This window comes from Bacillus sp. FDAARGOS_1420 (genome assembly GCF_019344915.1).
GTDB lineage: Bacteria > Bacillota > Bacilli > Bacillales > Bacillaceae_G > Bacillus_A > Bacillus_A mycoides.
The window spans coordinates 150,323-173,343 of record NZ_JAHWJB010000002.1 but is presented as its reverse complement, the minus strand read 5'-3'; the positions used below and the strand labels follow the sequence as shown (position 1 = coordinate 173,343).

The 23,021-nt window shown below is 35.5% G+C and carries 19 protein-coding genes, 5 pseudogenes and 1 riboswitch; of the genes and pseudogenes, 8 read left to right on the top strand and 16 right to left on the bottom strand.

Going from position 1 to position 23,021, the window contains the following annotated elements:
• Window positions 1-50: 50 nt before the first annotated feature.
• On the bottom strand, window positions 51-362 hold the full coding sequence (locus I6L50_RS11105; RefSeq protein WP_000637510.1) for a YbjQ family protein: 312 nt from the start codon (window positions 360-362) through the stop codon (window positions 51-53).
• 203 nt (window positions 363-565) lie between these two features.
• On the opposite strand from I6L50_RS11105, the gene I6L50_RS11100 reads away from it, so the two are divergent.
• Both I6L50_RS11100 and I6L50_RS11095 read left to right on the top strand, forming a co-directional pair.
• A complete protein-coding gene (locus tag I6L50_RS11100) occupies window positions 566-1,036 on the top strand; it encodes a hypothetical protein (protein ID WP_219301467.1) in 471 nt (156 codons plus the stop codon).
• Between the two features lie 268 nt (window positions 1,037-1,304).
• Window positions 1,305-1,418: a YjcZ family sporulation protein gene (locus I6L50_RS11095; protein ID WP_113937363.1), complete on the top strand. Its 114-nt coding sequence runs from the start codon at window positions 1,305-1,307 to the stop codon at window positions 1,416-1,418.
• A 163-nt stretch (window positions 1,419-1,581) separates the two neighbouring features.
• Here I6L50_RS11095 and I6L50_RS11090 read toward each other — a convergent pair whose 3' ends face one another.
• The 9 genes and pseudogenes from I6L50_RS11090 to I6L50_RS11055 all read right to left on the bottom strand — a co-directional run bounded on the left by I6L50_RS11090 (window position 1,582) and on the right by I6L50_RS11055 (window position 10,093).
• The gene (locus I6L50_RS11090; RefSeq protein ID WP_113936632.1) at window positions 1,582-2,433 is read right to left on the bottom strand and encodes a P-loop NTPase family protein; all 852 of its coding nucleotides are present in this window, start codon (window positions 2,431-2,433) and stop codon (window positions 1,582-1,584) included.
• Between the two features lie 461 nt (window positions 2,434-2,894).
• Window positions 2,895-3,332: an NUDIX hydrolase gene (locus I6L50_RS11085; protein ID WP_001202613.1), complete on the bottom strand. Its 438-nt coding sequence runs from the start codon at window positions 3,330-3,332 to the stop codon at window positions 2,895-2,897.
• Between the two features lie 75 nt (window positions 3,333-3,407).
• The gene (locus I6L50_RS11080; RefSeq protein ID WP_219301465.1) at window positions 3,408-4,064 is read right to left on the bottom strand and encodes a uridine kinase family protein; all 657 of its coding nucleotides are present in this window, start codon (window positions 4,062-4,064) and stop codon (window positions 3,408-3,410) included.
• Window positions 4,065-4,443: 379 nt separating this feature from the next.
• Window positions 4,444-5,213 (bottom strand): annotated as a pseudogene (locus I6L50_RS35840) (collagen-like protein); the annotation flags it as partial.
• A gap of 534 nt (window positions 5,214-5,747) precedes the next feature.
• Window positions 5,748-6,377, bottom strand: a complete 630-nt coding sequence (locus I6L50_RS35835; RefSeq protein WP_374108421.1) for a collagen-like protein — start codon at window positions 6,375-6,377, stop codon at window positions 5,748-5,750.
• A gap of 21 nt (window positions 6,378-6,398) precedes the next feature.
• A pseudogene (locus I6L50_RS36000) lies at window positions 6,399-6,717 on the bottom strand (collagen-like protein); the annotation flags it as partial.
• 552 nt (window positions 6,718-7,269) lie between these two features.
• Window positions 7,270-7,881, bottom strand: a complete 612-nt coding sequence (locus I6L50_RS11065; RefSeq protein ID WP_219301463.1) for a DUF2812 domain-containing protein — start codon at window positions 7,879-7,881, stop codon at window positions 7,270-7,272.
• A gap of 16 nt (window positions 7,882-7,897) precedes the next feature.
• A complete protein-coding gene (locus I6L50_RS11060) occupies window positions 7,898-8,212 on the bottom strand; it encodes a PadR family transcriptional regulator (protein ID WP_219301461.1) in 315 nt (104 codons plus the stop codon).
• Between the two features lie 141 nt (window positions 8,213-8,353).
• Window positions 8,354-10,093: pseudogene (locus I6L50_RS11055) on the bottom strand (S-layer homology domain-containing protein).
• 822 nt (window positions 10,094-10,915) lie between these two features.
• Here I6L50_RS11055 and I6L50_RS11050 point away from each other — a divergent pair.
• Window positions 10,916-11,746 (top strand): VanW family protein, encoded by an 831-nt coding sequence (locus I6L50_RS11050; RefSeq protein ID WP_044741177.1) that lies wholly within the window; start codon window positions 10,916-10,918, stop codon window positions 11,744-11,746.
• Between the two features lie 391 nt (window positions 11,747-12,137).
• On the opposite strand, the gene I6L50_RS11045 is transcribed toward I6L50_RS11050, so the two are convergent.
• From I6L50_RS11045 to I6L50_RS11040, 3 genes and pseudogenes are all read right to left on the bottom strand, one after another.
• Complete coding sequence (locus I6L50_RS11045) at window positions 12,138-14,522, bottom strand: immune inhibitor A domain-containing protein (RefSeq protein WP_219301459.1); 2,385 nt, start codon at window positions 14,520-14,522, stop codon at window positions 12,138-12,140.
• A gap of 419 nt (window positions 14,523-14,941) precedes the next feature.
• Entirely contained in the window at window positions 14,942-15,076 is a 135-nt protein-coding gene (locus tag I6L50_RS34770) for a hypothetical protein (protein ID WP_257475379.1), read from the bottom strand.
• Window positions 15,073-16,185, bottom strand: a pseudogene (locus I6L50_RS11040) (response regulator aspartate phosphatase). Before I6L50_RS11040 ends, I6L50_RS34770 begins: the two are co-directional and overlap by 4 nt.
• Window positions 16,186-16,406: 221 nt before the next feature.
• Here I6L50_RS11040 and I6L50_RS11035 point away from each other — a divergent pair.
• Together I6L50_RS11035 and I6L50_RS11030 are read left to right on the top strand one after the other, a co-directional pair.
• Window positions 16,407-16,742, top strand: coding sequence for an AbrB/MazE/SpoVT family DNA-binding domain-containing protein (locus I6L50_RS11035; protein WP_061674074.1), 336 nt, complete (start codon window positions 16,407-16,409; stop codon window positions 16,740-16,742).
• Window positions 16,742-17,125, top strand: coding sequence for a type II toxin-antitoxin system PemK/MazF family toxin (locus tag I6L50_RS11030; RefSeq protein ID WP_061674075.1), 384 nt, complete (start codon window positions 16,742-16,744; stop codon window positions 17,123-17,125). The genes I6L50_RS11035 and I6L50_RS11030 overlap by 1 nt, the downstream gene beginning before the upstream one ends.
• A 196-nt stretch (window positions 17,126-17,321) precedes the next feature.
• On the opposite strand, the pseudogene I6L50_RS11025 reads toward I6L50_RS11030, so the two are convergent.
• Window positions 17,322-18,122: pseudogene (locus I6L50_RS11025) on the bottom strand (LLM class flavin-dependent oxidoreductase); the annotation flags it as partial.
• Window positions 18,123-18,203: 81 nt separating this feature from the next.
• Window positions 18,204-18,310: riboswitch (SAM riboswitch) on the bottom strand.
• A 255-nt stretch (window positions 18,311-18,565) separates the two neighbouring features.
• Here I6L50_RS11025 and I6L50_RS11020 point away from each other — a divergent pair.
• Window positions 18,566-18,772: a hypothetical protein gene (locus tag I6L50_RS11020; RefSeq protein WP_219301457.1), complete on the top strand. Its 207-nt coding sequence runs from the start codon at window positions 18,566-18,568 to the stop codon at window positions 18,770-18,772.
• Between the two features lie 228 nt (window positions 18,773-19,000).
• A complete protein-coding gene (locus tag I6L50_RS11015) occupies window positions 19,001-19,558 on the top strand; it encodes a DUF4352 domain-containing protein (protein WP_219301455.1) in 558 nt (185 codons plus the stop codon).
• A gap of 222 nt (window positions 19,559-19,780) precedes the next feature.
• On the opposite strand, the gene I6L50_RS11010 is transcribed toward I6L50_RS11015, so the two are convergent.
• Together I6L50_RS11010 and dhaK are read right to left on the bottom strand one after the other, a co-directional pair.
• Window positions 19,781-20,131 carry an SH3 domain-containing protein gene (locus tag I6L50_RS11010; RefSeq protein WP_219301453.1) on the bottom strand — a complete coding sequence of 117 codons (351 nt, stop codon included), beginning with the start codon at window positions 20,129-20,131 and terminating at the stop codon, window positions 19,781-19,783.
• Window positions 20,132-20,367: 236 nt separating this feature from the next.
• Entirely contained in the window at window positions 20,368-22,119 is a 1,752-nt protein-coding gene (dhaK, locus tag I6L50_RS11005) for a dihydroxyacetone kinase subunit DhaK (RefSeq protein ID WP_219301452.1), read from the bottom strand.
• Window positions 22,120-22,446: 327 nt separating this feature from the next.
• On the opposite strand from dhaK, the gene dhaS reads away from it, so the two are divergent.
• Entirely contained in the window at window positions 22,447-23,013 is a 567-nt protein-coding gene (gene dhaS, locus I6L50_RS11000) for a dihydroxyacetone kinase transcriptional activator DhaS (RefSeq protein ID WP_098324526.1), read from the top strand.
• Window positions 23,014-23,021: the final 8 nt, after the last annotated feature.

The window sequence follows — 23,021 nt, the reverse complement described above, 5'->3', positions numbered from 1 at the left end:
AAAGCCCCTCAAAGCATACGCTTCAAGGGGTGAGCCTGTTTTTTATTTAATTATATACGTACAGCTGTACCACTTACAGCAACCATTAACATTCCATCACGAACAACTTCATAATCTACGTCAATACCAACGATAGCGTTCGCACCTTTTTGTTTTGCAAGTTCTTTCATTTCATCCATCGCGATATCACGAGCTTCTTTTAGCTTGCTTTCATAAGAACCAGCGCGGCCACCGACAACATCACGAACGGAAGCGAATAAGTCGCGAACAATATTTGCACCCATAATAGCTTCACCATTTACAATATCAATATACTCAATAATTTCTTTACCTTGGATTCCAGACGTTGTTGTTACAATCATGACTGACACTCTCCTAATAAGTTGTAGTTTTTAATGTGCTTTCTTATGTCTTTATTATGACATGGAAAAAGTATCTAATCTATTGAATTACCTTACAGGAGTGTGACAATTTTGTAAGGATGAAATATTATTTTACCTTTTCCTTACAATAACCACCTAAGTTAACAGAATATTGTTATAATTAAATTAGAGGAGGAGATAAAATGAAAAAAATCACTTACATATGTGCTCTAAGTGTTCTATCTTTCACTTTAATAGGTTGTACAAGCACTTCTACTACAAATAATACTCCAAAAACTAAGCAAGAAAATACGAAAAATGCCATTCAATTAAACTCTGCAGACATTACCAACATTGAGATGTTTAGAACAACAAGTAATACTAGTTCCAAATCTCAAACAGATAACGAGGAAATGATACAATCAATCGCTTCAGCAGTCCAAAACGGAACACCAAAAACAATCACACTAGATCAAAAAAAGAGGGCATCTGCGCATTCTACTATAACCGTTACATATAAAGATGACTCAAAAGAAGAGTTTCTTGTGTGGGTTGATAATAAGGAACAAATTACGATTGCTAAAGATGAGAAGAAAGATAAAGTTGAAGGTGTTACGGTGAGTATTAAAGACGCTAAGATAATGAAGGATTTTTTTAAAAATGATAAAACGTAAAAGGATCCCCATCAACTTAAGGATTCAAAATCAGCACAAAATTTTGTTCAGAAACACTATAAAATTCCAGCCTAATAGGTCTGTGGCGAGACCATATATTATTAAACTTAAAATGTTTCAAATCGAAGGAAGACACCTTATAAGGTGTCTTTTCTTTATTTTCAAAAGGACCTGCTCAATTCATGCTTAAAAACATAAAGTAAAGTGAACCCGTTAAAATACATGAGTGACCCCTTGTTTTATCCTCTTATCTAAAGGAGGAACTATTATGGGCTTTGGTGGTAGTTGTGGTAGTTGCGGCGGCGGCTTCGCTGGAGGATTTGCTTTATTAGTTGTATTATTTATTTTATTAATCATAGTTGGAGCTAGCTGCTTCTGCTAAAAAACTATCGGAAAAGACACTCATGTGAGTGTCTTTTCTTCATGAAAAAATCCCCGTGCTAAACAAAAAATAAAATAAGCTGCCCATATGGACAGCTTATTTACATAATTATCGAAAGCGGAAGTTAAAAATTCTTAGTTTCTTGCTCAATTAAAGCACTACATTAATCTAGAAATTCAAGTAATTTCAATTTTTCAATTATCATTGACTTATATTTGATAGCTTCATACTGTGAATTATCAATTTTTGTCTTTTTTATATTTAACATATCAAATATTTCTCTTTCAATATCTCTTCTTGCTTCTAAAACTTTAATTGTTCCGTCTAAACCGTGATAGCCTTTCATTTTCGCATACCCTTGATTTGTATAATACTCAATAAATCCAGCAGACCATTCTTTTGCCCTTTCATTAAATACCTTTCTGAATGAGAATTCCAAATCATCTTGTTCTATATAAAACAATACTGGATTTAATTTCTCTATGATTTTCGCTAATGCATTAATATAACTTATAACTTCCTCTTTTTTTTCACCATATTTAACCATTCCGATTGTTAATGGATTTTGTATGAAGCAACATTCAAAAATATAAGTTTTATTTTCGTTGTTGGCTATTTCAACAAAATCCCTCCATTTTTCAGTTATTAATTCAATATTCCTCTCTAGCGGTAATTCATATATATCATTTTTGAAAATGGTATTTAATAAACTTTCAGGAAAATTAGAGCCGTATTCATTTTTAATTTTTTTATATGGCAATAAATAATTGTTTCCTCGCTTCGTGACTCTATCACTAATTACTCCCCTAAAATTACCACTATTCACTAACAAACTTTCGAATTCACTTTTATCAAAACAAGATACCCCATCATAATCAGCAGGGTGGTCTGGATTCCCTTCAAGAAATAACTCAACGTCAATATTTTTTTCAATTAGAATATCGTAAAGCAAGTTTGCAGTGGTGGATTTCCCAAAGCCAGGAAGCCCTTCTACTATGATTAATTTTGTATTCAAAAAAATCTACACCTTTCTAAGACAAAATAAAAAGTTTTAAATTAAAAATAAATTGTCCACTGAACTCATCCTCACCTATTTTTTCTAAATTTTACCATCTGAATAATGCGGTAGTAAAGAAGTTTTTCTTGTATATCGTATACATAATCGGTTGACATAACGTCTCATTATTGGTAGCAATAATAAGGAGGAACCCTAATCTCACAAGTAAATCTCCTTTTTTTGTTCTATGGATCTATGCATTTTTTTATACATTCCTATCCTGGCGCGGTTTTAGGGTTCTCGTTTGTTATTGGATTAGCCGAAAAACTGTATAAAATCTTGCATGCTCTTAGCGGGGTACCGCCAACAAAACACGATTTCGTACGCTAAGAAAAAAGCCTTGCTACATAGGTAATGTAGCAAAGCTTTTTTAAGTTGTTTAATTCTCGCTCCACGATCGGCTTTAACTAACACTTTAATTATTTTAACAGCCTTTTGTTTAATTCCCACAAAGCCGTTTTGTTACTATCCCATTTTAAAAGCGTTACGGCTTCCTCAAAGCACAGCCATTTATAATTGAAGTGTTCTTTAGATAATTTAATATTTTTTGTAGGAACTTTAACTCCAAAAGAAAATTCTTTTATTACATAAACATCTTCGCCCCAAAGAAATTCACCAACTACATCCTCTACTGGTAGTGAAGACACAGAATCCAGTTTTATATATGGACTTTCTCTTGTAATACCAGCCTCTTCAAACGCTTCTCGTTTTGCTGATTCAATAGGAGTCTCACCATCTTCTCCACCACCAGCTATTCCTTGCCAATAACCATAATCACTTCGATTAAAAATGGCATATTGAATGGAATCATCAGTTTTTATATAAGGAAATATCAATACTTGATACGGTGCTCTCATTGCTTAACCTCCTCTCGAAAAAATATGAACAATTTATTCAATAACTTGCTATTTTAGTAAATAAAGTATTTGCATTTAAACTTTATAAAACTCAAATGTATTTTTTTCTAAACATATTGTTTCATTGGAATTTTTGATAATAATATCAAAACGTTGACTATACTGATGCATAAACACTTCATACTGAATCCGACGTTCTTCATGAGACTTCCTTAAGTAATTAATATCGGCTCCTCTTTCAATAATATCACGGCTAGACCTTCTCATTAATTCTGTTTCTCCATCTGTATAGAAGTAAATTTTCAAATCAAATAAATTTGGATTAATAAATGCGACACTCATTCCTTCTACAATCGTCACCTTATTTTTCGAAGAAATTAACTCACTTTTCATATAATGTGTATCCATTGTATAAAAATCTAAACCCGCTCTTACCATTTGAACATCTCTTTCTAACGCAGACAAATGATGGGCTGATGGATGACAAGCTGTCATTTTATCATAATGATTTTCATTCTGATATGTATAGTGGATATTTGTATACTTTCGTACATTTGAACTAATAATGTATGGATCTGTATTAATATAACTCACTTTATTTTGATTTAATTGGTTTATGAGCTTATTGGCGAACGTTGTTTTTCCGGCAGCACCGTGTCCTGAAATGCCAATAACAATCTGTTCATTGGTCATACTGATCCAATTTATAATTTCTTGTAATAACTTTTTCATTATTCTCCCCCTGTTACTAATACATCCCCTTATTTAATTCATCTTAATATAGAGTTATCCTACTGTAAAATCATACATGAAGCAAAAAAATGGTATGATTATCCATCATATCATCTCTATTTTTAAAAAACTATATTAATTTTCAAAGGATTTTATTGTTATTTGGGATAGTACCACATTGCCATCAACCTAAGAAAACAGGTCACCCCCAAAACGATAAATAAGCTTTTTCATTACAAGAAAGCCTAAAAATTTCGTTCTGAGGGTGTAATAAAACCTTAGCTTGATAGCGATGTGGCGAGACCCCCAATAAATAAAAAAAAGGAAGAAGAATTTTGATAATCCCTCTCCTCTTTTTTATTTTTAAAATATGGCTTTATTAAAAATTTTGAAAACATGAAGGACATGGTCCACCAGTAGGTTGAAATACAACATTATCAACAAAAGCTACTGTCGGTTCTTCTCCTGTATTAATAGCAATATTTTGAAAAGCAATACATGCTACAGTTACATCCGAAGGCACACACACAACAAGAGTATATTGTTGAAAAAAAGATGGTGGTGGAGGCGGTGGTGGTTGAGTTGGTGGCGATTGATTATTTGCTGGTATAATATGTGGAATATTCAATGGACCCAAAATTGTAGAAGCTGGAGGACATCCCTGACCAAGTTCTGGGAAAGATACAGAAGCTATAAGAAATGCACCCTTATTCACATTTGCAGCAAAAGAAAGTGTATAACAACAACCTGAGTGAACATCTACTATCTGATTAATATTTTAGCTGCCTCTATAGATGCAGCTAAAATACTAAACGTTCCATCTGAAAGAAAACGACCACTATGAACGTTTGGAGGACCAACCTCTATAGCCCCAGATTGGTTCCAACCTGGAATTGGATCCCCAGCTATTGCTGGTTCATCAAACCCAGGGTTATCAAGAAGATTTGTACATGGACAACATGCCTCTGCTGTTGGTCCTGTTGGTCCCGTTGGTCCTGTTGATCCTGTTGGGCCTGTTGATCCTGTTGGTCCCGTTGGTCCTGTTGATCCTGTTGGGCCTGTTGGTCCCGTTGGGCCTGTTGGGCCTGTTGGGCCTGTTGATCCTGTTGGTCCTGTTGGGCCTGTTGATCCTGTTGGGCCTGTTGGGCCTGTTGGGCCCGTTGGTCCCGTTGGTCCTGTTGGGCCCGTTGATCCTGTTGGGCCTGTTGGGCCTGTTGGGCCTGTTGGGCCTGTTGGGCCCGTTGGGCCTGTTGATCCCGTTGGGCCTGTCGATCCTGTTGGGCCTGTTGGGCCTGTCGATCCTGTTGGGCCTGTTGGGCCAATTTCAGGTACAGGTAACGGAGGAAAAAAACAATCACATGGAATATCAAACCTCTTTTTAAATCTACTCACTTTTGCACCTACCTTATTATTTCACCCACTTACACCTTATAATTTATGAATAAACAACTATAAAAGTATAAGAAAAAAACCTATAAAGTAAGAAAAAATCATTAAATCCCAATTTCTTATTTCACGTTTCTATACATTTGTCATAAATATATAAAGGAACATTTATTCACTTCAAACAGCTTTCAATAATGAATAAGATTAAAATAGTCTCTTATCAATAATAGATAAGAGACTATTTTATTTTTTCTATTATAATAAAAGCAAACCAATTAGACATAAATACAATTTACTTCAACTTAATTGAGTAAATTGTATTGAAGCATTTATTACATTACTTCCATCTTCAACCGAAGGTAAAACATCCATTGTATTACCAACATTACGAATTGTTACAGTTGCTCCAGCTGGTATCGTTAAAGTAGAGATACCAGGAACTATCATATCAACATTTTGAGGTCCTCCTTGTACCGAAGATCCATATACAGACGCACTTTGAACCACACCATTAATTGTTATTGCATAAGCACTACTTAAAGATGCACTAGGATTATTAGTTGTTGTCAAAATTTCAAAATTAACATTATAAATACCACCTGTATTTATAGTAATAGTAGATGTACCTACAACATGTAAGATACCTTGTAAAATACCATTTGAATTAAATAAAACATCTTGTCCTGATAATACAGTTTGATCCACATTGTTATAAACTTGACCAAAATTAGAAACAAACGATCCTGTTGGTCCTGTTGATCCTGTTGGTCCCGTTGATCCTGTTGGTCCTGTTAATCCTGTTGGTCCCGTTGGTCCTGTTGGTCCTGTTAATCCTGTTGGGCCTGTTGGTCCCGTTGGTCCTGTTGATCCTGTTGGGCCTGTTGGTCCCGTTGGTCCTGTTGATCCTGTTGGTCCCGTTGATCCTATTGGTCCCGTTGGTCCTGTTGGTCCCGTTGATCCTGTTGATCCTGTTGGCCCTGTTGGTCCCGTTGATCCTGTTGGGCCTGTTGGGCCTGTTGGGCCTATTGGGCCTGTTGGGCCTGTTGGGCCTTGTTGGGCCTGTTGGGCCTGTTGGGCCTGTTGGGCCCGTTGGGCCTGTTGGGCCTGTTGGGCCTGTTGGGCCTGTTGGGCCTGTTGGGCCTGTTGGGCCCGTTGGTCCTGTTGACCCTGTCGATCCTGTTGGGCCTGTTGGGCCAATTTCAGGTACAGGTAACGGAGGAAAAAAACAATCACACGGAATATCAAACCTCTTTTTAAATCTACTCACTTTTGCACCTACCTTATTATTTCACCCACTTACACCTTATAATTTATGAATAAACAACTATAAAAGTATAAGAAAAAAACCTATAAAATAAGAAAAAATCATTAAATCCCAATTTCTTATTTCACATTTCTATACATTTGTCATAAATATATAAAGGAACATTTATTCACTTCAAACAGCTTTCAATAATCAATAAGATTAAAAGAGTCTCTTATCAATAATAGATAAGAGACTCTTTTTTTACTTTTAAATATCATTATAAAGACAACACCAAAACTCAACTAAAAACTCTATATCACAACTAATTCTTTTTATCAAAACGTTTAATATTTATATAATGTTTTATTATTAAAGTTAAATTTCATAAAAAAGGAGCTATACTATACATGTTCAAAAACATACATAATTTTTTTTGCAATTTACATAAAACTCGATTCATTTTACTAATGACTATAATTGGAAGTAGCGTCATATGTCCATCAAGCTAACCAAGCACACCATTTACAAATTCAAAAGAATCCCCCTCAAAGCATCAGCTTTAAGGGGGGCCTCCTAGTATTTTCTCTCTTCATACAATCGATTTGCTTTATATGAGAAAAAGAAAAACATACCAATCGCAGCTGGGATAAACAACCATGAAATGCCCCTCATTAATGCAAATGGTGTTTCAAATAAGAATGATCCTAAAAATGCTGCGCCGTGCATATCCCATAATCCTGGTGTATAGTATAGGTCTTTCGGATTTAAAATCGCTCCTAGATCAATTGTTTTATTAAACATAAATAGGATTAACAGCGGCAAATAACATATTGCTAATTCTAGAAATGTCTTAGATAGACGCTTGTACTTCCCTGCTCGTGACATTTGATCTGAAAAAATGTTATCTTCACTTTCTTCATCTACCTTTTTAAAATATTGCGTACCAGACCACCATTTACCGGCTATATGCTTCCAGCCACTATCTTCAAATAACGTACAATAATTAATAAAATCACTTCGTCTATTAAATACTCTATGATCTATTTTAATTTTCGTATCTTCCGGTTCTGCGATTTTAAATCTATAACCGAATGCATTACTTTTTAGTTGATAGCCTTTCCAAGCCATCTCTTCTAACCATTTTTCCTCTTTCTCAAAGTCTAAAAAGAATTTCAATCTCCACATCTTCGCTTCCCCCTAACTATACATTTAATAAGTTTTTTGTAACCCCAATAATGTGCTGCATTCTCATAAAGTCTAAATGTAATACTTCTTTCCCCCGCTCAGTAATGACATACACTTTTCTTCGTTTATCTTCACTTTTTACGGATTCTATTAATTGTTGCTTTAATAAATTTTCAACCGCACCATACAATGTACCCGCCGCAATTTTCACTTGATGATTACTAAGTTCCTCCACCTTTTGCATAATTAAATATCCGTGTGCTGGCTCTAATAAAGCTAAAAGAACGTAATACGTTGTTTCCGTTAATGGTAAATTTTTATCTCTATTCATAAAGACCTCCAGTGTAACGATAAATATATAGCCAAACTATATAGTTCAACTGTATAGTTTCATTTTATACAGTCAGACTGTATATGTCAAATTAAGGTATAAAAAAATAACCTAGATCCCTTAAATGGATCTAGGTTATTTTTAATACATAAACGTAATCGTCACCAAAGAATACCCTTCTTTTGCATTATACGGCTCAGCTTTATAAGAAACACGGTTCGCTCCTTGCGGATAACCGATTTCTCCAATTACTTTTTTCACATCTTGCAATGCGCCATCCATTGATTGTTTATAAAGAATTTCAATCTTTGCTGACTTTGTGCTATAACGTTGCTGCATTTTATTTTTGAATTCATTATAGTTATTTGCGATATATTCATTTCCTAAATAATTTAACTTTGTATCTTTCAATATTTACTGATATGCAGGTGCTTTCGTACCACCTGTCGCAATTTTATTTGTTAATGTACTATAATAGTTTGTTGTAGCTTGCGGATAGTCCCCTCGGTTCCACACGTGATTCTTCGCAATTTGCTCATCTGATAAGTTGAAATAAGAATATGTTACGCGGCCTTGTTCATCTGGCACCGGATCATCGAATGTTGTATCAAGGTGATACCATTTGTTTTCGATTTTCACCAAGTTCCAAGCATGAGGCTGACCGTCTCCAGTTCCTACTACAAAATGATTCTCAATTCCAGCTTCTTTTAATAATTGATAGGTTAATAGTGTGTAACCTTGGCAAACGGCAGAACGATTCGCGAGTGCCTCATATGCTGTATACGCTTTATAAGACGTATCGTAAGAAACATGTTTTACAACATAATCATGAATTGCCTTCACTTTTTCATGATCATCCATTCCCGTTTGAATAATAGAAGAAACGATCGCTTTCGCTTGTTTCATCACATATTCTGTTTGTTCTTTCGTTTCACGATATGTAATCTTTAACGTAAATGTATAATTTCCAGGGGATCCAGAAAGTCCATATGAAACATTCGACCTATTATAATTTGTATACTCATTTTTACTTGCGACTTCTTTATACGCGTTAAAAAGTGTATTCATCACTTCTTCTGTATTACTATTTTTCGTTTTATATGGAAGTGTAATATTCGTTTCATACGTATTAATACGTGTTTGCACTTCATTTTTGAATGCTGCTAATAATGCCGCATCTCCTGTATCTTGCACCGCAACCTCAGGCTTTTTATATTTCAATGCATTATATAAAAACTGTGCATACTGTTCACGCGTTACCGTTTTAGCTGGTTCAAATTTCCCGTCTCCTGTACCAGATGCAATCCCGTTTGACTGCACGGCACTAATCGCATTTTCTGCCCAAAATCCATTTGGAACATCATTAAATGTATGTTTTTGTTTAGCTGAAACTTGGAACGCATTTTTAATAATTTGCGCCATTTCTGCGCGGCTAACAGAATCTTTCGGTCTAAAACCGCCATTTCCATCACCTTTAAAAATCCCCAATTTCGTTAACGTTAAAACCTCTTCCGCAAACATTGTAGAACCTGAGCGAATATCTCCATACGGATTATTTAAAGTAGACCCATCTTGTAATACATAACGAGCAGCATCATTACTAAACGTACCACCTTGCTTATTTGGTACTAACACACGATAAATTAAAGCTGCAACTTGCTCCCTCGTCGCAACATCACCAAAACCAAACATCCCATTTCCATAACCTGAAATAATATTTTTGCTCGCTAAGTCTTTAATCGCAGGATAGGACCAGTGCGATGTAGGTACATCGGAAAAAGTACCCGCTTCAGCAGCTTTCATCTCACCAATATTTGTATATAATAAAGCGCTACCAATAAGCGTTAATGACGTAATTGATTTTAATAGTTTTGTGTACATAATGCATTCTCCCAATATTTTCTCTATTTGTGTTATTTTTTGTCGAAAAATCTAAAAAACTATGACAAGAAACATTATACAATTAAAACTTTTCGGAGGATATATTAAATTTTTAAATATGCAAAAACTCATATTACTATAGTAATTCGTACTAATATTATGTTGCAAATATATAAAGTGAAACTTTAATCAGTGGGGGTTTTGTTCATCCCCCACTGATTATTAGCCCGCACCAATCGGGCGTTTACGGGCAGCAGGGCTCCCACCTAACTTCTTTGCTCCAGCCGCATTTTAAGGTGTGAGTTTTACTGCCCACAAATAGCGGGATAAATAAAAAGAAAGCACTAATGTAACATTGTAAATATACATATCGCTTTTTGAGCCTTTATTCCGCTAAAATGTAGCCTAAAAAACAATGCTATCTCCATTAAAATCACAATATAATCCTGAGAACATACCTTTTAACATGATTCATTGTAATTAACTTAACTTTTTATTTGCTAAGAAACTTTGCAACAGAACCTAGCAAAGTCTCAAAAAACAACTTATTATCAATCAATATTTAGTAAAAATATATTATTTCTTTAGAATTTATTTAATTTTCATTATTTTTTATTTAAGGTTATCCTTTATATTTATAATGTGTTTATTTGAATTTATCATATTGAGGCAGAGTTTCACATGACTATAAGCAATTTAAAAATGGAAAAAATAAAGTCCCCATTAGATTAATTATCCTGTTCTTTTGCTTCTTTTATCTATTTATGTTAATTATTATGCAGCTAAAAAAAGTACAATTTATTGATGGAGAGAGGAAATAAAATGAATTTAGTGAACTTACGTCCTAAACAGCGGTCTAAGTATCGCATTCTACTAGGGACATGGTATTACTCTACAAAGAGGTACATTCAGTGGTTAGCAGATGGAAAAACATATGCAAAAACATTTCAACAAGAAAAGTTACCCTATACAGCGATTCAGCACCGAACGATACTACTTCGTAAGCTCAAAGATGTAGATATGTGGTATCAACAGAATAAAGTTGTTAATTTGAAGATTGCTATTAAACAACTAAATGGTATCGTCATTAGACCGGGAGAAACATTCTCTTACTGGCGTTTAATAGGTAAGCCTACGAGGAGAAAAGGGTATGTAGAGGGCATGATACTACACTATGGATCTTTTCAAGCAGGCATTGGAGGAGGGCTTTGTCAGCTTTCAAATTTAATATATTGGATGACCTTACATACACCATTGACAGTAACAGAGCGATATCGTCATAGTTTTGATGTCTTTCCTGATTCCAAGCGGACCCAACCATTTGGAAGTGGAGCGACTTGTTCTTATAATTATTTGGATTTACAAATCAAAAATGAAACGGACCAATCGTATCAACTTCACCTTTATATTACAGATAAGCATTTAGTCGGTGAGTGGAGAATTGCCCATCCGCAGCTTTATCAATATGAAGTATATGAAAAAGAACACTCAATCCAATCTGCATACTGGGGTGGTTATATACGACATAATGTTATTCAACGTAAAGTATATAATCAACAGAAACAGTTTATAGAAGACCAATATGTAACGGAGAATCACGCTATAATGATGTACGAACCATTATTAGCTTATAATAATGAGGAGGGTAAGTGAAGGTAACATTTGTGTATTAAGTATTTTTTCTCATGCATTTCAGTTAATTTGAATTATGCTAGATTGTAATTTGCTGATTTATTTCTACTTTTAAAACTAAAGCGACATGCTACATAAATCTATTTTGATTTCTCGACATATAAATCGCTGCTATGCAGAATATAACAGGACCACTACTGACTTTCTCCCTTTGTTTTACATCTCTCATGTGGAAGGAAAAGGAAATTATCTCGCGATATCATTTCTCGTTTTTATTGAAAATGAATTTTATATCTTCCTTTCCAATGAACTGGTTCCTAAACTAAACTGCCACGTTTCTAGAATAAGAAAAGAGCTGTCCATAAGTCAGTTTCACCAACTTATGAACAGCTCCTCTTAGTTTCACCTTATTCTATCGATGAATCCAAACTGCACCTGCAGATTTGTCTTCAGCTTGACCTACTACTTCAAACTTCAATCCTAGTTTCGGCAACTTACGTCCTGCATCTGGAATTGCACTGTTGATGTACTGCTTAGAGTCATCAAATTTTGCAACCCCTGGTAATCCTTTATAGTCAAAGATACCGCGAGTTGGCGAATCTACTCTCCATGCTGGCGTTTGATCAAATGAGAATGCCGCATCGGCGATTTGATAACGCGTACTGCTCTTCACAGTCGGTTGTCCGTTTAATGTACCTACGATTGCCTCTGGATGAGAATCTACTACTCCTAAGAATCCTTCACCTGGATGAACACCTACCCAGTTATCTGTAAAGCTTTGATCCGCATACCATACAACCATTCCTGTATTAAAGACTGGACCACGCGCATGTTGTAACGCCGTGTCAGAACCAGCGTAATTTCTCCACTCTACATAGTAGTTATTTTTTTTCTGTTCCAATCCGTTAGATACAGTAAATCCTTTTAATGTCATTGCTGGTTGACCTTCTGCATCATCTGAGAAAACAACTTTTCCATCTACAGTTAATGCAGCATTATCTAACGCAAATCCTTTATAAGCTACTGCAATATCTGTTACATACTCAAATTGCAGTTTTACTTTTTTTCCTTTAAATTGGCTTAAATCGTATGATTTATCAACCCACTTACCATTAGTTGTATCCACGCCGTCTTTTACATCTTTTTCGCCCATTCTATCAATACGTGTCTTCGTTCCATCTTCTGCAATCGCATATACGTCAAGGAAATCATACTTCGCTTCAAGTTCGTAGAATGCCTTATAATCGAACTTAGCATTCGTTGCATTTGTTAAGTCAAATACTGGTGTCTCAAGTGTTGTATGAATGTCATTTCCTTTTGTGCTGTAATAAAACTTCTTACCAAATGCCGCTTCGATATTTTTAATATCTTTGTCTGGCAAGTTAACACGAACGATTCCTGGTCGTTTTGATTTTGTAACACTTTGATCTAAATATGTTGCAACACCGACTCCCGTGCGAAGTTTATCATAATCTACCTCAACGATATTCGCCCAGTTGCCATTCATATTCTTTTGGAAAAACTCTTTATTTTGTGGTGAGAAACTTGTTGGCTCTGTTCCTGCAATTTTTCCAGCCCAGCTACCACCACTCATAATAGACCATGACTCAATAGGTTCACCTTGTCCTGAGTACTTCGTATCGTACTCATCTGGTAAGCCTAAATCATGACCATACTCATGCGCAAACACACCAACCGCTCCATCTTCAGGCTCGATTGTATAATCGTATGCAGCCATCTTTCCGCCCCAATTCGAAACAGAAGATTTTGTGCCATCAATCGCATATGGTTTTGATCCAAGTTTTGAACGATGAGACCAAATTGCATCATCTTTCAATTTACCGCCGCCAGCTTCTTGACCCACGCCAGCATGTACAACCATTAAATGATCAATAATGCCATCTGGCTCGTTTTTATTTCCATCACCATTTTGATCGTATTGATCATATTGGTCATAATCAGCTAAGTTAATTCCTTTTGCTACCGCTGCTTTTAATGCTTCTTTCACAAGATCGCGCGGCCCTAAAGGACCTTTGTTATCATGACCAGTGCCCGCATCCGCACCATAATCTGAAGCTTTCCCTGGAACAGTAAGCCATTCCGTTACAGTTCCATCAACTGTGTAGCTGCCGCCAGATTGTTCTTCATAATATTGTTTAAATGTATTAATCTTCGATCCATCAAATAACGTAAATGGTTCATCACCAAATAACATTTTTTGATAATGTTCACGATTAAAGTCCTTAGAATACATGTATCCTGGCTCTTGATCAATATTGTTATGCTTAAAATCGCTAAATTCTACAAGTAAAACAAGCACTTTATCTTTTCGAACAGCACCGTTGTACTCTTCTTGCTTCGCTGGTGCAGTAGGGACTTTTCCATTTAATTTACTAGAATTCAATCCCGCACCTGGTCCAGCTACTGGCCCTACTGTTGGCTGCTGCGCCTGTTCATTTCCCTTCATTTTTGCATCTTTTACTTTTTTCATAAAATCAGAAGCTTCTTGCGTAAGACTATCTCCTGTCAAGATTTCTTTACCAGGGTTTTCCCCTTTCTTTTTCTCAACATATTTTTCGACAGCCTTTGACGTCTCAGCTTGTGATGCAGATTGATCAATTACGCCCCGTTGTTTTAGCGCTTCTGCCAAACGCTCCTCCGGTATTAAATGCTCATCTATTGGTAGAGATGATGGCGAATCAGCATACGCCGCATGACTTCCAAAAGCAAAACTACTACTTAGTACTGCCGCTGTTGCTAAAACTGATAATGGTTTTAACTTCTTATTCTTTTTCAATGCATTTCCTCCCCAGTGTCTGCGAATTATCGTTTTTTTTGCCGATAGCAACATAATATTCTCTTTATAGAGAATATTCAATGTTTTTCAACAATTAAATATTGAGAAATATTTTTTTGTGCAGGGTGGAATGCGTAGGATAAGAAAATACAAAACTTCTACTAGTTTATGTTTTGCACATAACCATAAAGTGGGGTCACTCGTTCTTTTGTTTTGATAGCGATAGAATAGTGCTAGGAAAGGCAAAGAAATAACAAACAGCCCAAGTTCCTCATTGGAACTCGGGCTGTTTGTTATTTGAATGAATACTTTCCATAATGAACGATTACATTTCAAGCCAATTTACAGAGTTCCTTTCCTAATTCCTTTATATTAAAAGAGCGCCACCCTAATTCGGATAGCACTCTTTATATTTGGCATCAACCACCATAATCTCCTACTGACATACTTTGAATCACATTTTTATGCTGTTTCACATCTTTCTGTCCTACTAATCCTAATGAAAACGAAAAGATTGTAACGATCCCCATCACACTGATCAATACTTTTTTCATTTTAATGCCCCCTTGTCTTGTGCTTTCTTTCTAAATTTTGTACCCAAGTAAAAATACTTACTAGATTCCATGTGCTTTTCTTCCTCTAAAAATCTCACCCCAAGTGCCTCATAGTATTCTTGGACATTTTCATATAATTCTTCCCTCTCAAAATAGCGAATTCCTTCTAACACTATTTTTTCAAATTCCGTTGCGGGGTAATTATTATTTAATCCTTTTAGAATTATAAAGCGGTGATAAAATTCCTCTTGCTTGATTTCCTCTACAACTTTTAAACCATTTTCAATAAGTTCATTCGCTAGTTCTACCTCTTCTAATTTATAATGTTCTAATGCTTTTGCAAAAATCGCCTTATAATGATTTGGATTCTTTTCTACTACTTCAGAAAGATAGCGAATCGCTAAAGGCGATAGGTTTTGATTTGAATACATCCAACCTAAGTTATGGCGCACCATCAATATAAACTTTTCTTCTCCAACCCTTTTGAATTGGTCCAATGCTGCTGTGAAATATTCTTCAGCTAATCCCCATTCCCTCAAATGAATACAAGCTAATCCCAAAATATTCTCACAGAACGCCACGTTAATTTCGTAGCCACTTTCTTCAGAATACATTTCTTTCGCTTTTTTTCCATATTCAAAAGCCTTTAATCCTTGCTGTATATCATAGTGGAATGTAGCCATTTTAAAATAAAATTCAGCCTGTTCTAACGGATCGGAAATATATCTCAAATACTCTTCAGCTTGATCATAATACTCTTTTGCTAAATGCAAATTACCAAGTTCATTTGCGTGAATCCCCTTAAAGAAGTAATAATAATACGTTAAAGGATTATCCGTAGGCTTCCCAAATGCATCTATTTCATTAAAACTATCTTCAGAAACCCCTAAATTATTAATTAAATAATTGTATCTAAACTCTAGTAAGGAATGATATAGAAATAGACTTTAATCCTGCGCCTCTACTTCTGCCTCCTTCTTTAGTTGAGATATTTTAAAGTCAATTTCCTTTTTCAAGCGTTCCGCTTCTGGAATACGTCTTGATCTGATTTCTATGTACCATTCATTTAGCAATTCTAATACTTTCTCTTTCGTATTAGCGACAACCATATCCCCCTCTTATTCACAATCAAAATACTCACTACCTTAACGATAACAGAAAATTCTAATTTATTTCTCCTCATAATCCGTTATTAAAACTTTCTCAACATTTATCACACAATTATAAGACCACATTGATTTTCTCTTCATGATTTTCAAAAATCATGTATCATTCTTTCGTTTTTTGTATATACATAAGTATATACATTTTTTAGCAGGAGGTGATACAATTGAACCATAGTAATACAAATAATAGCAAAGGGATGATTCATGTGACAGTAGTTGCTGAAGCTATCGCAAAAGGAACTATCCGAACTTGGGGGAATAGCCTCGCTGTTCGAATCCCATCGGAAGTCGTTAAAATGGCTAAGTTTAAGGATGGAGTTAAAATTGATTTCCACGTTTCAGATAACGGAGAAATCGTTTTACGCCCTGCATCATATCCTGAAGCCGATGATCAAGAAGGTCTAAGAAAATTGTTCCTATCCTTGCGTGGATCTTCTAAGCCAGGTGTACGTAGTCATGAAGAAGAACTTTATGAACCAATAGGAGATGAAGAAATTTAATGGCTATTTCAGGAAATGTAGTTCGCGGGAGTATCGTTTGGCTTAATCTGTATCCGAAAGCTGGAAATGAACAAGCGGGATATCGCCCTGCAATCGTTATATCAGACGGGCTTATCGATGATAAAATCTCTAGTTTAGGTATTATCGTTCCCACAACTTCAAAAGTAAAAGGCTACGCTTTCGAAGTTCCCGTTCCTTCAGGTATACCAATGAACGGCGCTTTAGTAGGAACGCCATATACGAATCTCTCAGGTGTAGCATTAACAGATCATGTGAAGTCATTAGATTTAGCTGCAAGAAACGCAACTGTTGTTGGTCATATTGACCCAAACTCTGATTTCTATAAAAAAGTCGTAACATATGTAAGAGCAATGCTAGCATAGCAACAAAAAGGCATTTTGATAAATATATCAAAATGTTTTTTTATCAAAATCGCTATTTGTGGCTAGTAACCACCCCTAAACCCACCTGCACTAATTGTAAAGCCTGTAGCAAGTAGGAGTGCAATTACTTTATTTTTTTCATTCCAAATGTCTTTGCTGTATTTTGTTATAATAAAATATAATAGTTTTATATGTTACCCGCGTAACCTAAAGCATCCTCTTTCACATCCGTTATGCGTCTCCATTCCTCTAACGCCTCTTCTTCTGTATCACGACAAATGACGTAAGCCGCGAGCCCGAATGACTGCAATGGCTCCTCGGTGACTTTCTTTCTACGATTCTTCATATCTTCTATTTTCACAGATACTTCTTCCACTGTTCCCCCGTGCATTACATATGCACCCGTGTGGTTTACGATTACCTCTTTTCCTCGCTCACTCTCACCACCTACATAAATCTTAATGCCTTGTTTCTGCACAGGTTTTGGACTTAAATGTGTATGATGAAGCTCATAAAAGTTCCCTTTATAAGAAAACTCTTCTTCTTTCCAAAGCTCCTTCAAAACTATTACAAATTCCTCTGTGCGATCATACCTTTCATCATGTGCGGTAAATACTCCGCCATACTGTCTCGCTTCTTCTTCCCACCATGCTGAAACTACATTCAATGTAAAACGGCCATTACTTAATTGATCAATATTTGCTGCCATTTTCGCTGTAACTGCTGGATTGTGGAAGCCAGGTCTTACAGCTGTCATAATCTCTAATCTATCCGTTACTGCAGCAAGTGCTGCCGCAGTTGTCCATGCTTCTAAACTTGGTGCTGAAACACCTTTTATATCATTTAAATTTAATTCCGCAATAAGTTTTGTTGAAAAGCCTAATTGTTCTGCTGCTTGCGCTGTTTGTTTTGCATACTCAAACGTAGGCTGCATAGATTCATCATCTACATTTCGAAGCCATCCCCCAAAAATCGGTAACCAAAAACCGTACTCCACTACCTATTCCCCTTTAACTTTTAGCCATAAAAAAAGCTACTCTTATCGAAATAAGAGTAGCCTTCTTGACTAAGTGAACCGCTCTTATCTTTCAGGTGTTTTTTCACCTGCAGGATTTGGCACCTTTCGTCTAAAACGAGGTTGCCGAAGTTTCATAGGGCCCGTCCCTCCACTTCTCAACATAAGAATTGTTTGATTGTTTTTTATTTATTATAATCATCAGAATAATAAAAATCAATCTTTTAATACTTATTTTTCCGATAAACATTAAATGATATATGAAACATCATATTGTTATAGAGATTTATAGGGTGTTGTTTTACTTGCGGATATATAAAGGGGTATGTTGTATCATGTCGAAAACATCATTTATAACTAAGTTGCTTTACTTCTATCTTAAAAACACAGAAAAATAAATATCAATCAAATGAGGTGTTAGTAACATGAAAAATAAACGATGCGAGAATTGTGGTTCTACTACATTTAAAGAAGGAAGAGTTGGATTTGCTTATCATGCATATGTTTGTGAGGATGATTCTAGTAGGCTTTTTTCAGTGGGGAAACGTTCCAAACTATTAACTACATTTTGTTTAGAGTGCGGTGAGGTGAAATCATTTAGAGTTGAAAAACCGGAGATATTTAATGAATAAAATAATACTAATTACATATTTACAGTAGGAATGATAACAACGGACGATTTCGCTACAACTAGAGTAAATACACCAATCATATTAATAAAAAACAAGAATAAGGTGTCTAAAAGACCCCCTATTTTGAGCCAATAATGAGACATTATGTTAATCTTAATCTTAATAGAATCGCTTTATAATATGTATAGTTGCACAGAATTGAGAAACTTAAGGAGACAGATCAATTTTATGAGAAAACCATCCATATTACTTACTTTAATTCTAGTATTAGTCAGTGTTACGGCTGCTTGCACACAAGATAAACAAGAGAGTGCCGTTGAAAATGGTCCAATAGAAGAACCAGCCGCAAAAAATGTAAATGAAGAATTAATAAATTTTGAAGAAGAAGAGAAAGAAGATATTAGTCGCTTGGAACAAGGTATTTTATTAGTTGGTGAGAGTGCTAAAGGAGGCTATTACTTGGCCACCGTTCAAAGTGCATATTTAAATGCTAACAACGATTCCGTCGTTGTTAATATCTCTGTAAAAAATGTACGAGGTCAAATGATTGGACTATCAGAATTAAAATATAACTTAAAAGATGAAAAAGACGGAAAGGCCTATGAAGGCAAGGTGATTGACCAAAACCCTTCTGATATACAAGTTAAACCAAATGAAACAGTAGAATTGAAAATTGCTTTTGAAGTACCAGGTACCACAGATGAATATATGTTTTATATTGAAAGCTCTTTAGACCCTCTAGAAACAAACTGGAAAATTGATAAGCTGCAATCACAAAAAAACTAAGTCTCAAATACAATTTGATTGAAGAAATCTCTCAAATAAGCAAAAAGCACTGAAAAATTTGATATAGATACAAATGAATAATATATAAATATAAAACCATCGATTTAATGAATCGTTGGTTTTTTTCAAAAAAAATGCTCCATTAAAAACTAGGAGATAAAAAAGAACTAATCCCTAGAAGAGATTAGCTCAATACATCAAAAGCTATTATAGTACATAGTTTTATGAGCAAACGTTATATAATGTTGTATGGGATACATAACCTGTCATCCCTTTATAGGTAACTTTTAACCACTGTTTAGAATTACTGTAATGACCTTGAACATACTCACCTGTTACCCATGTTCCAGTAATTTTCTCACCATTATTAAATGTATGTAAGACAGGTGATCCAACAGTGTAACCACTGCGCATCTTTGCACCATATACACCTACCGTACCTCCCTTTGCGCAAGCTGCTACTACAGTTTCATTTTCAGTGGTATTCGTAGCCGCGAAAGCAGAGCCGTTAAATGTAAACAAAGTAAACATAAAAGCTGTTAATAAAGTACAAATAGATAAGCGACGTAACAAAATAAATTCCCCCTTTTTTTATAATATATTTCTTCACAAACGATTATCTTAAATATTCTAACTATTTTCAATATATTCATGTTGAGAAATATTAGGTGTAGCTTTGAAATAAGGTTTTATCAAAAATATTAACAAACTCATATTTTACAGAGAGAGCACCGAAAGAAGTCTTCTACATATAATCAACTAACTATATAAAAGTCCCTCCGCCTTAAGGCAGAGGGACTTTCTAATTCCTATTTCAAACTACCCGCAATCTCCGTAAAGATAACTCCAAGTGCATGCGCACCTGCGTCTGGATAGCCTAAGCTTCTTTCACCAACTGTACCGGCGCGGCCCATGCGAGCTACGATTTCTTTCGTGTACTCTGCTCCTTTAACCGCTGCTTCTGCTCCTTTTTCAAAGGCAATTTTCATGTCTACTTCGTTTGAAGCGCTAGCTAACCAAGAGTCTACACATGGAGCAAGTGCATCAACAAGTGTTTTATCACCAACTACTGCTCCTCTACCGAACGATCTTTCACCGATAGATTGTATGCCGTGAAGTGCCGCTTGCAGCATTTCAGCGAACTCTTTGGCTGTTAACTCACGTTTTTCGCCTGCTGCTTTACTAGCTGCGCGGAATGCTCCGCCCCAAATTGGACCAGAAGCGCCGCCACAATGTTCCATAATAATCATTGAACAACCGTCAAGGAATGATCCGATTGTTACGTTCTCTTGATCTACAATAGAATGCCACTCACGTTTTAATTGCTTAAATCCTTTTGCAACACTCATTCCGAAGTCTCCGTCACCTGCATGTGTATCTAACTCACAGAACGGTACTTCATTTTTAATAATAATATCACTCATTTTATCAACGAGATAAATCATGTTATTTAATGTAATGACATGATTTTTAATAACAGCGTGCTCTTCCGCTGTTTCTATTTCAAAGGAAACTTCCTTCTCTTCTACATCTTCAAGCACATTCACGTACTCTACACTCTCAACTGGTCCATCTACTTTAAACGCTGGTGTATTACACTCTTTCGATAACAACGTTTTTAACTCGTCATCTAATTTCATCACTGTTAAAGACATACCAGCCATATCAATACTCGTCATATAATTACCGACGAATACTCTATTAATTTTAATGTTTCTAGCAGCTAATTCTCTCGTAACTGCATTGTTAAATAGGTAAAGTTCTTGCAGTGGTGTTCCGCCAAAACCATTTACTAGAAGTGCGATTTCCTCACCATTTTTTACTCCTAAATCTTTTATTAAATCATTTGTCATACGGTTAGCTAATTCATCTGCTGACAGCGTTTTTTCACGTTTAATACCTGGTTCACCGTGAATACCTACGCCGTATTCCATTTCATCTTCCGCAAGTGTAAAAGTAGGTGATCCGCTCGCTGGAACTGTACAAGAAGTTAACGCTAAACCGATTGTACGCACGTTAGCCGCTGCTTTTTCTGCGATAGCTTTCACCGCTCCTAAATCCATTCCTTCTTCCGCTGCTGCGCCGGCAATTTTATGCACTAAAATAACTCCCGCAACACCGCGGCGTCCTACTGTATACAGGCTATCTTCTACCGCAATATCATCGTCTACTTTTACGTAGTCGACTTCAATTCCATCTTCAGTCGCTAAATGTGCACCGTTTTTGAAATTCATAATATCGCCGCTATAATTTTTAATAATTAATAACGTACCTTTTTTACTAGCTGTTTCTTTAATTGCTTGATAGACCTGAATTTGCGAAGGAGAAGCAAACACATCTCCGCACACTGCCGCATCTAACATTCCTTTTCCGACTAGTCCTGCATGTGCTGGCTCATGACCGCTACCGCCGCCACTAATTAACGTTACTTTATTTTCGTTCATTTCTTTCTTCTTAATCACTTTATATTTTTTCAAAAGCTCAAGCTCTGGATGAGCCATCACCATTCCGTTACACATTTCCATTACTAATGTTTCTGGTTTGTTTATAATCTTTTTCATTGTGATTCTCCCTCAATTCCTTTAATATATTGTGATATATTTGAAATCTTCTTCTTACTACTCATGTTAAAATGAAAGCGTTTTATAGTAAACGGACAAAATGGACAATCTGTCTAAAGACACCGCTCTCATTTATCCCGCATTAACGGGCAGTAAGACCCCCACCTCAAAATGCAATGAAAGCAAAGAAGTTAGGTGGGAGATCAACTGCCCGTAAATGCCCGATTGGTGAAGGCTACTAATCAGTGGGGGATGAACCTCCCCACTGATTAAAGTTTCACTGTATAGATAAGATTTTCATATTACTACATTCTAGGGATGATTAAGATGACCTCTTCTATAATTTCTAAAAAGATAATCGCGAATTCATTGAAGTATTTAATGGAAACAGAGTCGTTTCATAAAATATCAGTGAGCGATATTATGTTACACTGTCAAATGCGTAGGCAAACTTTTTATTATCATTTTAAAGATAAATTTGAACTATTAAGCTGGATTTATAGAGAAGAAACGAAGGAAAACATTATCGACTTTCTCGACTATGAAACGTGGGAAAACATTTTCGATTTATTATTTGATTACTTTTATGAAAATCAAAAATTTTACCGAAATGCATTTAAAGTCATTGAGCAAAACTCGTTTAATCACTATTTATTTGAGCATACGAAAAACTTATATATGAAAATTATTGATGAACTATCTGTGAGCTGTGGATTCAACCTTTCTGATGAGACAAAAAATACGATTGCCTCCTTTTATAGTCACGGCTTCGTTGGGACGATAAAAGATTGGATTGAAAGTAAATGTGAAGTAGATCCGTCCATTATGTCTTCTCTCATGAAAAATATGATAAACAATCAATTACTACTATTACTCGAGCAATCAGCAAAGTAATTAAAGGG